Origin of the sequence: Streptomyces sp. NBC_01618 (assembly GCF_045209435.1) — a bacterium.
Classification (GTDB): domain Bacteria; phylum Actinomycetota; class Actinomycetes; order Streptomycetales; family Streptomycetaceae; genus Streptomyces.
On record NZ_CP109297.1, the window covers coordinates 1457402 to 1471683 of the forward strand.

Here is a 14282-nt window from a genome sequence, read left to right on the forward strand (position 1 = left end):
CGCCTCCTCGATCCGCTAAGCGGACGTCCGGGCGCGGCGGTAGAGCATCGTGCCCGCACCCGCCAGCAGCAGGCCCGCGCTCGCCGGGACGAGGAGGCCGAGCCCGCCCGCTCCGGTGTGTGCGAGCTCGGCGACGCCCTGTGTCTCGAGTGCGTTGTGCACGCCCCGCACTCCGGGTGCCGGGGGCTCGTTCTCGGTGACCGGTGTGACCGGCGTACCGACCGGCGGCGTGACGACGTCCGTACCGTTTCCGCACTCGTTGCCGGAGACGGGGTTGAGCAGTCCGCCGATGGTGACGCTGTTCCCACAGGCGTTCACGGGGATGTCGATGGGCACCGCGATGTTGTTGCCCGAAAGCACCCCGGGCGAGCCCTGCGCGCTCCCCTCGGCCGTCGCCCCCCTCCCGGTGTCGCTCGTGAGGGCCCGGTGCTTGCCGGTTCCCGCCCGGGTCGCCCGGGTCAGGTCGCCGGACACCTGGCTGCCCGAGGCGTGCCTGCCCGAAGCGGCGCTGTGCGAACCGTTTCCGCAGGTGTTTCCCGCCGCCGGGTCGAGCAGTCCCACGACGCTCACGGAGTTGCCGCAGACATTGACCGGTACGTGGACCGGGGCCTGGACCGAATTCCCTGACAGCACGCCCGGGGAATTCGACGCGTCGCCGGTCGCTCCGGCATCGGCGTGCGCATAACCGCCACTCAGCGCGAGGACTCCGCCGGCGGCCGCCATGGTGATCAGGCCTTTACGCGTGACCTGTCGCATAGGTTGATTCCTGCCTTCTACCTTCCGGAATACCCCCGGACTTGACCGTGCGGGGGCGGATTACCCAGCGGCCCCGGAGTGCATGGCGTGCACCCCGGGGCCGACCGGATCAAACCCTTACGGGTTGACGCACAACGTCAGGCGTTGCCGCAGGTGTGGCCGAAAGTGGGGTTCAGCAGCCCGACCACGGAGATCGTGTTGCCACACACGTTCACCGGCACGTGGATCGGGGCCTGGATGACGTTGCCCGAGACCACGCCGGGGCTGCTGACAGCGGCGCCCTGGGCACCGGAGTCCGCGACGGCCATGCCCGCACCCGCGAGCACCAGACCACCAGTGACAGCCGCAGCAGCGACGATCTTCTTGATCACTATTCCTCCTAGTTGGCAATGCGGTCCCAGCCGCGGACCGCATCACTTGTAACGAGGAAGAGGTAATCGGGCTACGAGCGTATGGTTCCTTTCACTCGTTCCGGTCACATACGCACACGCAGGCGATTACTGACGCGGAGAGTCGGCGGAAAATCAGCGGGAATTCAGCGGAGCCCGGGCAGGAACGCGGCGTGGACTCAGCAGTTGTCGATGAAACGGTCGAGCACGCGCACGCCGAACTGCAGCCCGTCCACCGGCACTCGCTCGTCCACACCGTGGAACATGCCCGCGAAGTCGAGCTCCGGCGGCAGCTTCAGCGGGGCGAACCCGAAGCAGCGGATGCCGAGATCGTCGAAGGACTTGGCGTCGGTACCGCCGGAGAGCATGTAAGGGACCGCACGCGCGATCGGGTCCTCCGCCTTCAGCGCGATCTGCATCGCGTCGACGAGCGAGCCGTCGAAACTGGTCTCCAGCGCCTTGTCCCCGTGCACGTCCTCGCGCTTCACCCGCGGGCCGAGGATCCGGTCCAGGTCGGCCAGGAACTCGTCCTCGAAGCCGGGCAGGAAACGGCCGTCGACATGGGCGGTGGCCTGGCCGGGGATCACGTTCACCTTGTAGCCGGCGCCGAGCATGGTGGGAGCGGCGGAGTTGCGGAGCGTGGCGCCGATCATCTTGGCGATGCCGCCCAGCTTGGCGAGCGTGGCGTCCATGTCCTCCGGGTCGAGCGGGGTGCCGAGCGCGTCGGACAGCTCGTCGAGGAAGGACCGTACGGTCTTGGTCACCCGGACCGGCCACTTGTGCCGCCCCAGCCGTCCGACCGCCTCGCAGAGCTCGGTGATCGCGTTGTCGTCGTTGGTCATCGAGCCATGGCCCGCCGTGCCGTCGACGGTGAGCCGCATCCAGTGCATGCCCTTCTCGGCCGTCTCGACGAGGTAGAGCCGCAGCTTCTCGTTCACCGTGAAGGAGAAGCCGCCGACCTCGCCGATCGCCTCGGTGACGCCCTCGAAGAGGCCGGGGTGCTTGTCCACGAGATACCGCGCGCCGTACGTGCCGCCCGCCTCCTCGTCGGCGAGGAAGGCCAGCACGATGTCGCGCGGGGGCTTGCGGCCGCTGCGCATCCGGTCGCGGACGACCGCGAGGGTCATCGCGTCCATGTCCTTCATGTCGACCGCGCCGCGGCCCCACACACAGCCGTCCGCGACCTCGCCCGAGAACGGGTGGTGCGTCCAGTCGTGGGCATTGGCCGGAACCACATCGGTGTGGCCGTGGATCAGCAGGGCGGGCCTGGACGGGTCCTCGCCCTCGATCCGCGCCACGGTCGAGGCCCGGCCCTTGTGGGACTCGAAGATCTGCGGCTCCAGCCCCACCTCGGCCAGCTTTTCCGCGACGTACTCGGCCGCGCGCCGCTCCCCCGGCCCCGAGTGGTCGCCGTAGTTGCTGGTGTCGATCCGGATCAGCTCACGACAGAGGTCCACGACCTCGTCCTCGCCCGAGACGGTCCGGGCCGTGTTGGTCTCGCTCACACTGCTTCCTTCCACTGTCGCCGTGGTGCTCCCCCTCATCCTCCCGCGCCGGGCCCGCGCGCCCAAGGCCCCCACCCCTCGTCATGCGCGCTTCACGCCTCCCCCGGCGTGATCGAGCACCCCCGGATGTTTGCTATTGTTTTCCACGTCGGAACGGGCCGGGCCCGCGAGACAGACACCTTGTCCGGGTGGCGGAATGGCAGACGCGCTAGCTTGAGGTGCTAGTGCCCTTTATCGGGCGTGGGGGTTCAAGTCCCCCCTCGGACACAGATCGAAACGCCGATCAGGAGCGATCCTGGTCGGCATTTCGCGTGGTGCTCACGTGGTCGCCGTGGGCCACGATGCGAGGAGCCCGCACCATGTTCACCGTCGTACCGGCCCGCAGGCCCCGATGAGGGGGCGCGCGAAGCCCCCGCCGGCGCCGCTGGCGCAGCGGGACGGGATCGATCCGGTGCGGCTGCGGCTCCCGGAAGACCCGGACGGGCGGTGGGCGACGGTCCGCGATCACCTGCTGGCGCGGTTCGCGGGGGCGATCGGGGCGGCGCGGGTGGACGCGATGTTCACCGAGGGCAGGTTCGTCTCCGTAGCGGGACCGGTCTCGGCCGAAGATCCGTACGCGGCGGGCCGATACGTCTGGTTCCACCGGGATTTCGCGCCGGAGGAACCGGTGCCGTTCCCGGTCGGTGTCGTCCACCGCGACGAGCACCTCGTCGTCGCCGACAAGCCGCACTTCCTCGCGACGACACCGCGCGGCCGGCACGTCACCGAGACGGCCGTGGCCCGGCTGCGCCGCGAGCTGGACCTGCCCGGACTGCAGCCCGCGCACCGGCTGGACCGACTGACCGCGGGGCTCGTCCTGTTCGTCGTGCGGCCCGAGGAGCGGGGCGCGTACCAGACGCTGTTCCGGGACCGTCTGGTGCGCAAGGAGTACGAGGCGGTGGCACCGTACGACCCCGGCCAAGCCTTTCCGCGGACCGTACGCAGCCGCATCGTGAAGGAGCGGGGGGTCATCGCCGCCCGCGAGGAGCCGGGCGAACCGAACAGTGAAACCCGGATCGAACTCCTGGAGCACCGGGCGGGGCTCGGCCGTTACCGGCTGCTGCCCGCCACCGGGCGCACCCATCAGCTGCGGGTCCACATGAACAGGCTGGGGCTGCCGCTCGTCCACGATCCGGTCTACCCGGTGGTCCGGCCCGAGGGTGCGGCCGACGACTGGTCGCTCCCGCTCCAACTCCTCGCCCGGGTGCTGGAGTTCACCGATCCGGTCACGGGCGGGCCGCGCCGCTTCGAGAGCGGGCTGCGGCTCTCCGCGTGGCCGGACCGGTGAGCTGTCGCGGTCGTCAGTGACCGCGGGCGATCCATTTGTCCAGGTGCGGGGCCTCCGCGCCGATGGTCGTGGAGTCGCCGTGTCCGGTGCGGACGGTGGTCTCCGGATCCAGGACGAGCAGCCGGTCCCTGATCGACGCGACGATCGTCGGGAAGTGGGAGAAGGACCGTCCGGTGGCGCCGGGTCCGCCCTGGAAGAGCGTGTCGCCCGTGAAGACGGTGGACAGTTCGGGGGCGTACAGGCAGACGGCTCCGGGGGCGTGGCCGGGGGTGTGCAGGACCCTGAGCGTCGTGCCGGCGATCTCCAGCTCCTGGCCGTCGGCCAGTTCGCCGTCCGGGGCGCGGTCCGGGTGGGTCTGCTTCCACAGCGGCAGGTCGTCGGGGTGGAGCAGGATCGGCGCACCGGTGGCGGCGGCGAGGGCCGGGGCCGCGTCGATGTGGTCGTTGTGCGCGTGCGTGCAGACGATGGCGCGCAGCGTACGGCCGTTCAGCGCGGCCTCGATGGCGGCGGCGTCATGGGCGGCGTCGATGACGATCGCCTCGGTGTCGTCGCCGACGATCCAGACGTTGTTGTCGACGTCCCACTCCCCGCCGTCGAGGGCGAAGGTGCCGGAGGTGACGAGGTGGTCGATGCGGGCCATCAGAGGACCACCACCGAGCGCAGCACGTCACCGTCGTGCATCCGGTCGAAGGCCTGCTCGATGTCGCCGAGTCCGATGGTCTCGGTGACGAACGCGCCGAGGTCGATCCGGCCCTGCTGGTGCAGGTCGATGAGCATCGGGAAGTCGCGCGAGGGCAGGCAGTCGCCGTACCAGGAGGACTTGAGCGAACCGCCGCGGCCGAAGACGTCGATGAGCGGCAGCTCCAGCCGCATCTGAGGGGTGGGGACGCCGACCAGGACCACGGTGCCGGCGAGGTCGCGGGCGTAGAAGGCCTGCTGGTACGTCTCCGGGCGGCCGACCGCCTCGATGACGACGTCCGCGCCGTTGCCGTCGGTCAGGGAGCGGATCGCCTCGACCGGGTCGGCGGAACGGGAGTTGACGGTGTGCGTGGCGCCCATCGTCTTCGCCGTCTCCAGCTTGCGGTCGTCGATGTCCACGGCGATGATCTTCGCCGCGCCGGCCAGCCGGGCGCCCGCGATCGCCGCATCGCCGACGCCGCCGCAGCCGATCACGGCGACCGAGTCGCCGCGGCCGACCTGCCCGGTGTTGATGGCGGCGCCGATGCCCGCCATCACACCGCAGCCGAGGAGCCCCGCGACGGCCGGCGAGACCTCGGGGTCGACCTTGGTGCACTGGCCCGCGGCGACCAGGGTCTTCTCGGCGAACGCGCCGATGCCGAGCGCCGGCGACAGCTCCGTGCCGTCGAGCAGTGTCATCTTCTGCTTCGCGTTGTGGGTGTTGAAGCAGTACCAGGGGCGGCCGCGCAGACACGCACGGCACTGCCCGCACACGGCACGCCAGTTGAGGACCACGAAGTCGCCGGGCGCGACGTCCGTGACGCCCTCGCCGACGGACTCCACCACGCCCGCGGCCTCGTGGCCGAGCAGGAACGGGAACTCGTCGTTGATGCCGCCCTGCTTGTAGTGCAGATCGGTGTGGCAGACGCCGCACGCCTGGATCTTCACCACGGCCTCGCCGGGGCCCGGGTCCGGGATGACGATCGTCTCGACCCGTACCGGCTCGTTCTTCCCCGGTGCGATGACCCCTTGCACCTGCTGCGCCATACCCTGGTCTCCCTGTTTCCGTCATGTCGTGAAGATCGAACACGAACAACCGTACGCCCCATGAGGGTGTCACGGCGGCGCGCCGCGTTGCCGGGGAACGAGCGCCGTCCCCCCGAACGCCGTGTCGCCCACCTGGCTGCGGCTGCACGCGCAGCTGCCGCCGACGCTGATGTGGGGGTTGTGAGCTGCTGCCGGTTTGCTGCGTTGAAGAGCAATCGCGTCCCCAGGGAAGGCGAGTACCGGTCACCGCTGTGGAGGTCGGCCCGGTGAAGCAGGGCGAGCCGGCCCCGCACAACCGGCCGGGACGCGACGGTGTCGAACCGAACGCGGGTGTCGCCGCGCTGCCCGCCTGGACGGTGACGCACCTTCATGGCGCGCAGACCGGAGCGGGAACGACGGCTGGGCGGACAACGCGGCTGGAGCACGAGGACATGGGCATGATGCGGCCGTTCGTCGTGATGCCGCCCCAGGCGATGAAGTTCGACCACGGCGCCGGACACGGTGGCCACCACGGGCACAGCGGCTGAACCGTTTTTACCGGCGGCCCTCGCGGGATCGTTCCGCGGGGGCCGCCGTCCGCCTCAGGGCGCGAGCACGTCCAACTCATGCAGGGCGCCCACCGCGATCTCCTTCGTCAGCCGCTGCGCCGCCACCGCGTCACGCTCGCGCACCGCTTCGGCGAGCCGGACGTGGAGGGTGACCGCGGCCGGGTCCGGATCCTCGAACATGACCTGGTGATGGGTACGGCCCGCCAGGACCTCGGCGACGACATCGCCGAGCCGCGCGAACATCTCGTTGCCGGAGGCGTTCAGCACGATCCGGTGGAACGCGATGTCGTGCTCCAGGTAGCCCTCCAGCTGCTGGCCGCGCGAGGTGGCGACCAAGCCGAGCGCGCACTCGGTGAGGGCCGAGCACTGCTCCGGGGTGGCGTTGCGGGCGGCGAGGCCGGCCGCGACGGGTTCGATCGCCGAGCGCAGCACGGTCAGGGAGCGCAGCTGGCGCGGGCGGTCGGCGCCGGCCAGCCGCCACCGGATGACCTGCGGATCGTAGACGTTCCACGCCTCGGCCGGCCGTACGGTCACGCCGACGCGGCGGCGGGACTCGACCAGGTGCATGGATTCGAGGACGCGGATCACTTCGCGTACGACCGTGCGCGAGACGTCGAAGCGCTGGGCCAGCTCGTCGGTACGCAGTACCTGTCCAGGCCGGTGCTCCCCCGCGGCGATCTCGAGACCCAGGGTGTCCAGCACATGTGTATGCAGCCCGGGGCCCTGTGTGGTCATGGGCACAGCCTACGGGGGTCCCTCGATGAACAAAAAGTACGACGTTTACATCACAACATCTTGAATAAGTCGTACGTATAGGTTTCAGTAGCGCGACGGACCGATGTCGAGGAAGACGTCGAAGTAGACAGCGAGGCACCACCAATGAGCACCCCCCACGTCGTCGTGGTGATGGGCGTCGCAGGGACCGGCAAGACCACGGTCGGCCCCCTGCTCGCCGCTGAACTCGGCGTTCCGTACGCCGAGGGCGATGACTTCCATCCCGCGGCGAACATCGCCAAGATGTCGGCCGGTATCCCGCTGGACGACTCCGACCGGTGGCCCTGGCTCGATGCGATCGGCCGGTGGGCGCACGGCCGGTCGGGCCTCGGCGGGGTGGTGAGCAGCTCGGCGCTCAAGCGCGTCTACCGGGACCGGCTGCGTGCCGAGGCCCCCGGTGCGGTCTTCCTCCATCTGACCGGCGACCGGACGCTGATCGAGAAGCGCATGGCGGAACGCAAGGGTCACTTCATGCCCACCGCACTGCTCGACTCGCAGTTCGCCACCCTGCAGCCGTTGCAGGAGGACGAGGCCGGCGTCTCGGTCGACGTGTCCGGCACCCCCGAAGAAATCACCCAGCGAGCCGTCGCCGCGTTGCGCCGGCTCGAAAACTAAGGATCACCACCGTGACCAGTCTCAGCGTCGAGACGCTGGCAGCGGACGCCGTCGAACCGATCACTTCGGCAGGCAACGCGCAGTTGGGCATCGCCGTACTGGCGGGCATCGCCGTCATCGTTCTGCTCATCACCAAGTTCAAGTTGCATGCGTTCCTCGCGCTGACCATCGGCTCGCTGGCGCTCGGCTCGTTCGCCGGTGCCGCACCGGCGAAGACGATCGCCAGCTTCACCGCCGGTCTCGGCTCGACCGTCGCGGGTGTCGGTGTCCTCATCGCGCTCGGCGCCATTCTGGGCAAGCTGCTCGCCGACTCCGGCGGCGCGGACCAGATCGTCGACACGATCCTGGCGAAGGCGAGCGGCCGGGCCATGCCGTGGGCGATGGTCCTGATCGCCTCGATCATCGGTCTGCCGCTGTTCTTCGAGGTCGGCATCGTGCTGCTGATCCCGGTGGTGCTGCTGGTCGCCAAGCGCGGCAACTACTCCCTGATGCGGATCGGTATCCCGGCACTGGCCGGTCTCTCCGTGATGCACGGGCTGATTCCCCCGCACCCCGGCCCGCTGGTGGCGATCGACGCCCTCGGCGCCAATCTCGGCGTCACGCTCGCGCTGGGTGTTCTGGTCGCGATCCCGACCGTGATCATCGCCGGGCCGGTCTTCTCCCGCTACGCCGCGCGCTGGGTGAACATCGAGGCTCCGGAGAAGATGATTCCGCAGCGTCCGTCGGAGGAGCTGGAACGGCGTCCCAGCTTCGGCGCCACGCTGGCGACGATCCTGCTGCCCGTCGTGCTGATGCTCGTCAAGGCCCTGGTCGACATCGTCGTGGACAACCCGGAGAACCACGTCCAGCGGGTCACCGATGTGATCGGCTCGCCGCTGATCGCGCTCCTCGCGGCCGTCATAGTCGGCATGTTCACGCTGGGCCGGGCGGCCGGTTTCTCCAAGGGCCGGCTCTCCACCACCGTCGAGAAGTCCCTTGCCCCGATCGCGGGTGTGCTGCTGATCGTGGGTGCGGGCGGCGGATTCAAGCAGACCCTCATCGACGCCGGTGTGGGCCAGATGATCCTGGACTTCTCCAAGAACTGGTCGATCCCGGCGCTGCTGCTGGGCTGGCTGATCGCCGTCGCGATCCGGCTCGCGACCGGCTCGGCGACCGTGGCCACGATCTCGGCGGCCGGTCTGGTCGCCCCGCTCGCCGCCGACATGTCGACGTCGCACGCGGCGCTGCTGGTCCTCGCCATCGGCGCGGGTTCGCTCTTCTTCAGCCACGTCAATGACGCCGGGTTCTGGCTGGTGAAGGAGTACTTCGGCATGAACGTCGGCCAGACGATCAAGACCTGGTCGGTGATGGAGACCATCATCTCCGTGGTCTCGCTGGCCTTCATCCTGCTGCTCTCGCTGGTCCTGTAGCAAGCGGCTCCTCCCGCACGGCCCTCCAACCGCGGCGCAAGCCGGGGCCGTGCCCGATGGCGCCCGCCGGCCCGGTGCTCATGCCACGGCATGCCTCCGGGCCGGCGGGCGCCACTGCCATGTGCGGCGGACACCCTGCCCGACTCCATGGCCAACTCCGTTCGTCGTCCGGCTGGTTGACGGCCTCCGACCGGTCGCCGACCGGCCTTCGCCCGGGCGCCCGAACCGGCGCGGCGTCCGGTGGCCCATGTCAGACTTGGCGCCATGGCGAACCGTGAACCTTTCAAACCCTTTCTGCTCGCCTTCCCCGGACCGCTGCGCGATCGCCTGGTGGCGGCGGTGCTCGCCGGTGTGAAGGTGTCGACGACCGGGCTGCTCGCGGAGTACGAGGCGGAGAAGGAGGAGCTGCCTCCGGTGGGCGAGCGGTCCGCGCTGATCGACTCGGACGGCCGGGAGATCGCGGTGCTGGAGGTGACGGAGGTACGGGTGCTGCGCCTCGGCGACATCGATCTCCAGCATGCGATCGACGAGGGCGAGGGGGACAGATCGGTGGCCGAGTGGCGTGCGGGGCACGAGAAGTTCTGGCACAGCAAGGAGATGCGGGAGGCGCTCGGCGACCCGGAGTTCACGGTCGACGACGACACCATGGTCGTCGCCGAACGGTTCCGGGTCGTCGAGCTGCTCGATCCCGTCGTGGGCGCGGCCGAACGGTAGCCGGGCCGGGCAGCCGGCGTCCTACGGCTGCGACGCGAGGATCGCGCGGCAGGTCAGGGACGGGGCGGCGGTGCCGGGACGACCGGTGCGGGCGAAGCCGGTCTCGATGACCGCCGCCGGGAGCTGATCACGCACGGCAACGCGGAACGCTTCCTGGGGCTGAGCGGCTCTGGGAAGTCCCGGTGGAGCGGGGACCTGGAGCCCGCCGCACCCACCGGCCCGGGAGCGGGGACCGGGAGCCCGCCGCACCCACCGGCCCCCGCTAGCCGATGGCCTCTGCCGCCGCCCGGCCCGCCGCCCGGCCGGAGAAGATGCAGCCGCCCAGGAAGGTTCCCTCCAGTGAGCGGTAGCCGTGCACCCCGCCGCCGCCGAAACCGGCCGCCTCCCCCGCCGCGTACACACCGGACAGCGGTGTGCCGTCCTCGGTGAGCACCCGGGAGGACAGGTCCGTCTCCAGCCCGCCGAGCGACTTGCGGGTCAGGATGTTGAGCCTTACGGCGATCAGCGGACCGGCCTTGGGATCGAGGATGCGGTGCGGTGTCGCCGTACGGATCAGCTTGTCCCCCAGATACGTGCGGGCGCCGCGGATCGCGGTGATCTGGAGGTCCTTGGTGAAGGGGTTGGCGATCTCGCGGTCGCGGGCGGTGATCTCGCGGCGCAGTTCGGCCTCGTCGATCAGCGGCTCGTCGGTGAGCGCGTTCATGCCGCGGACCAGTGCCGCGAGGTCCTGCTCGACGACGAAGTCCGCCCCGTTGTCCATGAACGCCTTCACCGGCGCCGGTACGTCCGTGCGGGCCCGGCCGATCACGCCACGGATCGACTTTCCGGTCAGGTCCGGGTTCTGCTCGGAGCCGGAGAGCGCGAACTCCTTGCCGATGATCTTCCGGTCGAGGACGAACCAGGTGTAGTCGTATCCGGACCTCATGATGTGTTCGAGAGTGCCGAGGGTGTCGAAGCCGGGGAAGAGCGGGACCGGCAGCCGCTTGCCGCGGGCGTCCAGCCAGAGCGAGGACGGTCCCGGCAGAATGCGGATGCCGTGCCTGGCCCAGATCGGGTTCCAGTTCTCGATGCCCTCGGTGTAGTGCCACATCCGGTCGCGGTTGATGTGGTGGGCGCCCGCCTCCTCGGTGATGCCGAGCATGAGTCCGTCGACATGGGCGGGCACGCCGGAGAGCATCTTCGCGGGCGGGGTGCCGAGTCGCCGGGGCCACTGCTGGCGTACGAGGTCGTGGTTGCCGCCGATGCCACCGGAGGTGACGATCACCGCTTGGGCCCTCAGTTCGAAGGTGCCGGCCGCCACCCGGCTGCTCGCGGTGCCGCGGGCGGCCGCGCTCGGCTCCAGTATCTCGCCGGTCACCGTGTCGACGGTCCCCGCGGTGCGGCCGAGGCCGGTGACCCGGTGGCGGAACTTCAGCCGGACGAGGCCCTTGTCGACGCCCGCGCGGACCCGGCGCTCGAAGGGGGCGACGACGCCGGGGCCGGTGCCCCAGGTGATGTGGAAGCGGGGTACGGAGTTGCCATGGCCGTTCGCGTCGTAGCCGCCACGCTCCGCCCAGCCGACGACGGGGAAGAACCGCAGCCCCTGGGCGTGCAGCCAGGAGCGCTTCTCACCGGCCGCGAAGTCGACGTACGCCTCGGCCCACTTCCGTGGCCAGTGGTCCTCCTCGCGGTCGAAACCCGCCGTGCCGAGCCAGTCCTGGAGGGCCAGCTCATGGGTGTCCTTGATCCGCATCCGGCGCTGCTCGGGCGAGTCGACGAGGAAGAGACCGCCGAAGGACCAGTGCGCCTGGCCGCCGATGGACTGTTCGGGTTCCTGGTCGAGCAGGATCACCGAACGGCCCGCGTCGACCAGTTCTGCGGTGGCCACCAGACCCGCGAGCCCTGCCCCGATAACGATCACATCAGCGTCGTACGCCATGGGTTCCATCCTTGTCGGGGGTCGCAGGCGGAGCGATCCGGTCACGGCCACGGCCACGGTGAGGGTCCGGCACGGACGCCGGAAGTTACTCGTGCGTCAGATCCTCTGCACCGGCCGCTGCGGCGTCAACCGCCCGGTCGGCGGCGCCCCGGCCGCGCCCCTGGGGCGCAGGCGCTATCGTCGATACGAATCACCCACTTCTGGCCTGACTTGAGGTAGAAGCGTGTCGGTGCTGGTTCTCGCACTCGCCGTGAGTGCCGCCTGTTGTCTGGGGTTCGGCTTCGTCCTCCAGCAGGACGCCGCGTCCCACGCGCCGAGGAGCGACTATCTCTCCTTCCGGCTGCTGCTGGACCTGATGCGGGTGCCGGAGTGGCTGGCCGGGATCGGGCTGATGGTCTGCGGCATGGTGCTGGGCGCCCTGGCCCTGGGCAAGGGCGAGCTGTCCATCGTCGAACCCCTGCTCGCGACCAATCTGCTCTTCGCGATGGCCCTGTCGCGCCATCGCACCGGGCAGCGGCTCGGCCGGCAGGGCTGGGCCGGGCTCTGGATGCTGGCCGGCGGCGTCGCCGCCTTTCTTCTGGGTGGCCGGCCGCGGGGCGGCGAGGCGGTGACCGATCCGCTGCGGCACTGGCTGGTGATCGGCGTGGTCGTGGGCGTGGCACTGCTGCTCACCACCTTCGCCAAGCGCTGGCAGTCCGGGGTCGCCCCGGCGCTGCTCGCGGTGGCGGCCGGGCTGCTGTACGGGCTCCAGGACGCCCTCACCCGGGTCACCGGCCAGCGGCTGTCGCAGGACGGCTGGATCGCGCTCGTGACGAACTGGCAGCCGTACGCGGTGGCGGCGCTGGGGGTGACGGGTCTGCTCCTGGTGCAGAGCGCGTTCGAGACGGGCCCGCTGCGGGTGTCGCTGCCCCCGCTGACCGCGGCGCAGCCGCTGGCCGGGATCGCCTGCGGGGTCGGTTTCCTCGGTGACCAGTTGCGTACCGACACCGGCGCGCTGGCCTGGCAGGCGGGCGGTCTCGCGGCGATCGTCGCCGGGATCGTCCTGCTGGGACTGCATCCGGCGATGCCGGAGGGGCCCGTGGGCGGGCGCCGGGAGAAGAGCCTGCTGCCGGGCTGAGCGTCGGCGCGCGGGCCCTGCGGGGCACGTCTTCCCGGCGCTCTCCGCCGCACACCCTCGGTGTGCCCTCCCGACGCACCCTCCTGACGCACCCTCCCGGCACGTCAACGTCACCGCCGCCGAACTGGCCGTGGACGGCGGCTGGACCACGGGCCCGACCGTCAAGCACGTCATGGGGCAGTGAACCTTGTCAGTGGTCTGATGTTGGATGAAGGACATGACTCCTTCTGACGAGATCCTCGACATCGTCGACGAGAACGACGTGGTCGTGGGGCAGGCCCCGCGCGGTGAGGCGACCGCGCGGGGCCTGCGCCATCGCTGCGTCTTCATCGAGGCCCGGGATGCCGGGGGCCGGCTCTTCGTGCATCGCAGGACCCCCACGAAGCTGGTCTTCCCGTCCCATTACGACATGTTCGTCGGCGGGGTGGTCGGGGCCGGCGAGTCGTACGACGAGGCTGCGCTGCGGGAGGCCGAGGAGGAGCTGGGGGTCACGGGGCTCCCCCGTCCCGAGCCGCTCTTCAAGTTCCTCTACGAGAGCGCGGAGCACTCCTGGTGGACCCACGTCTACCAGGTGCGGTGCGAACTGCCGGTGCACCCGCAGGTGGAGGAGGTCGCCTGGCACACCTTCCTCACCGATGCGGAGCTGGAGCAGCGGCTCGGCGACTGGCAGTGGGTGCCGGACGGCCTGGAGACGTACCACCGGCTGCGCGCGTTCCGGGCGGGCGGGGCGATCTGAGACCGCCCCCGGTTGCCGGTCGGTCTAAGGTTCGCGCGTGAACGAATTCGTACAGAGCCTGCGGCTGTGGTTCGCGCCGCAGCGAATCCGCGAAGAGGGCGACACCCCCGACTACCGGTTCTCGCTCGCCAATGAGCGCACCTTCCTCGCCTGGGTCCGGACGGCTCTCGCGCTGATCGGCGGCGGTTTCGCGGTCGACCAGTTCCTCCCGGAGCTGTCGTGGGGCATGCGCGCGGGGCTGGCGCTGGCATTGCTGGCGGCCGGTGTGCTGTGCGCGCTGCGGGCGATCAACCACTGGGTGCGGTGCGAGCGGGCGATGCGGCGCGGGGAGGATCTGCCGGTCTCCCGGTTCCCGACGCTGCTCGGGCTCGCCGTCGCGGTCGTCGCCGTGGCGATGGTGGTGGTGGTCCTCTTCGGCTGGGAGGGCCGGTGACGGCGGACGGGCGCGACCCCGGGCTGCAGCCCGAGCGGACCAGGCTGGCGTGGCGGCGTACGACGCTGTCCTGCACGGTGGTGGCGATCCTGGCGGTCAAGCAGGCGCTGCACGGCGGGGCGAGCCCGGCCGCGGTCGTCGCCGTGTCGCTGAGCGGGCTGGCCTGGCTGGGTTTCCTGCTCGTGGCGCACCGGCGAGTGCTCGGGATGGCGACCGCGCGTCCGGAGCCTCTCTCGGCGCGCGGCGCGCTGACGGCGGCGGCGTGCACGATCGCGCTCGCGGTGTTCGCCACCGCCATGCTGTTCTGAGGTCGGGG

Annotated in this window: 16 protein-coding genes and 1 tRNA gene; 10 read left to right on the top strand and 7 right to left on the bottom strand. The window is 70.6% G+C overall.

Annotated features, from left to right (window positions below; genetic code table 11):
* Nucleotides 1-15: 15 nt before the first annotated feature.
* The 3 genes from OH735_RS06920 to OH735_RS06930 all read right to left on the bottom strand — a co-directional run bounded on the left by OH735_RS06920 (nt 16) and on the right by OH735_RS06930 (nt 2650).
* On the bottom strand, nt 16-756 hold the full coding sequence (locus OH735_RS06920) for a chaplin (protein WP_406380351.1): 741 nt from the start codon (nt 754-756) through the stop codon (nt 16-18).
* A 137-nt stretch (nt 757-893) separates the two neighbouring features.
* A complete protein-coding gene (locus OH735_RS06925) occupies nt 894-1127 on the bottom strand; it encodes a chaplin (RefSeq protein WP_406380352.1) in 234 nt (77 codons plus the stop codon).
* Between the two features lie 197 nt (nt 1128-1324).
* Nucleotides 1325-2650, bottom strand: a complete 1326-nt coding sequence (locus OH735_RS06930; protein ID WP_406380353.1) for a M20/M25/M40 family metallo-hydrolase — start codon at nt 2648-2650, stop codon at nt 1325-1327.
* Nucleotides 2651-2832: 182 nt separating this feature from the next.
* On the opposite strand from OH735_RS06930, the gene OH735_RS06935 reads away from it, so the two are divergent.
* Nucleotides 2833-2917: transfer RNA gene (locus tag OH735_RS06935), tRNA-Leu, on the top strand.
* A gap of 124 nt (nt 2918-3041) precedes the next feature.
* Nucleotides 3042-3977 carry a pseudouridine synthase gene (locus OH735_RS06940; RefSeq protein WP_406380355.1) on the top strand — a complete coding sequence of 312 codons (936 nt, stop codon included), beginning with the start codon at nt 3042-3044 and terminating at the stop codon, nt 3975-3977.
* A gap of 13 nt (nt 3978-3990) precedes the next feature.
* Here the strand turns inward: OH735_RS06940 and OH735_RS06945 are convergent, their stop codons facing one another.
* Together OH735_RS06945 and OH735_RS06950 are read right to left on the bottom strand one after the other, a co-directional pair.
* Complete coding sequence (locus OH735_RS06945; RefSeq protein WP_406386448.1) at nt 3991-4620, bottom strand: MBL fold metallo-hydrolase; 630 nt, start codon at nt 4618-4620, stop codon at nt 3991-3993.
* Nucleotides 4617-5702, bottom strand: a complete 1086-nt coding sequence (locus OH735_RS06950; protein ID WP_406380357.1) for an S-(hydroxymethyl)mycothiol dehydrogenase — start codon at nt 5700-5702, stop codon at nt 4617-4619. Before OH735_RS06950 ends, OH735_RS06945 begins: the two co-directional genes overlap by 4 nt.
* A 266-nt stretch (nt 5703-5968) precedes the next feature.
* Here OH735_RS06950 and OH735_RS06955 point away from each other — a divergent pair, with 266 nt between their 5' ends.
* On the top strand, nt 5969-6229 hold the full coding sequence (locus OH735_RS06955) for a hypothetical protein (RefSeq protein WP_406380358.1): 261 nt from the start codon (nt 5969-5971) through the stop codon (nt 6227-6229).
* Nucleotides 6230-6283: 54 nt separating this feature from the next.
* Here OH735_RS06955 and OH735_RS06960 read toward each other — a convergent pair whose 3' ends face one another.
* Entirely contained in the window at nt 6284-6985 is a 702-nt protein-coding gene (locus tag OH735_RS06960) for a FadR/GntR family transcriptional regulator (protein ID WP_406380360.1), read from the bottom strand.
* Between the two features lie 144 nt (nt 6986-7129).
* On the opposite strand from OH735_RS06960, the gene OH735_RS06965 reads away from it, so the two are divergent.
* The 3 genes from OH735_RS06965 (at nt 7130) to OH735_RS06975 (ending at nt 9762) form a co-directional block, all read left to right on the top strand.
* Nucleotides 7130-7639 carry a gluconokinase gene (locus OH735_RS06965; protein ID WP_406380361.1) on the top strand — a complete coding sequence of 170 codons (510 nt, stop codon included), beginning with the start codon at nt 7130-7132 and terminating at the stop codon, nt 7637-7639.
* A gap of 11 nt (nt 7640-7650) precedes the next feature.
* The gene (locus OH735_RS06970; protein ID WP_406380363.1) at nt 7651-9048 is read left to right on the top strand and encodes a gluconate:H+ symporter; all 1398 of its coding nucleotides are present in this window, start codon (nt 7651-7653) and stop codon (nt 9046-9048) included.
* A 264-nt stretch (nt 9049-9312) separates the two neighbouring features.
* Nucleotides 9313-9762, top strand: coding sequence for an ASCH domain-containing protein (locus OH735_RS06975; protein WP_406380365.1), 450 nt, complete (start codon nt 9313-9315; stop codon nt 9760-9762).
* 262 nt (nt 9763-10024) lie between these two features.
* Here the strand turns inward: OH735_RS06975 and OH735_RS06980 are convergent, their stop codons facing one another.
* A complete protein-coding gene (locus OH735_RS06980; protein WP_406380367.1) occupies nt 10025-11680 on the bottom strand; it encodes an FAD-binding dehydrogenase in 1656 nt (551 codons plus the stop codon).
* A gap of 223 nt (nt 11681-11903) precedes the next feature.
* On the opposite strand from OH735_RS06980, the gene OH735_RS06985 reads away from it, so the two are divergent.
* The 4 genes from OH735_RS06985 (at nt 11904) to OH735_RS07000 (ending at nt 14274) form a co-directional block, all read left to right on the top strand.
* The gene (locus OH735_RS06985; RefSeq protein WP_406380369.1) at nt 11904-12797 is read left to right on the top strand and encodes a DMT family transporter; all 894 of its coding nucleotides are present in this window, start codon (nt 11904-11906) and stop codon (nt 12795-12797) included.
* 217 nt (nt 12798-13014) lie between these two features.
* Nucleotides 13015-13533 (top strand): NUDIX domain-containing protein, encoded by a 519-nt coding sequence (locus tag OH735_RS06990; protein ID WP_406380371.1) that lies wholly within the window; start codon nt 13015-13017, stop codon nt 13531-13533.
* Nucleotides 13534-13570: 37 nt separating this feature from the next.
* Nucleotides 13571-13966 (top strand): YidH family protein, encoded by a 396-nt coding sequence (locus tag OH735_RS06995; RefSeq protein ID WP_406380373.1) that lies wholly within the window; start codon nt 13571-13573, stop codon nt 13964-13966.
* Nucleotides 13963-14274 (top strand): DUF202 domain-containing protein, encoded by a 312-nt coding sequence (locus tag OH735_RS07000; RefSeq protein ID WP_406380375.1) that lies wholly within the window; start codon nt 13963-13965, stop codon nt 14272-14274. Before OH735_RS06995 ends, OH735_RS07000 begins: the two co-directional genes overlap by 4 nt.
* The last annotated feature ends 8 nt before the right edge of the window (nt 14275-14282 follow it).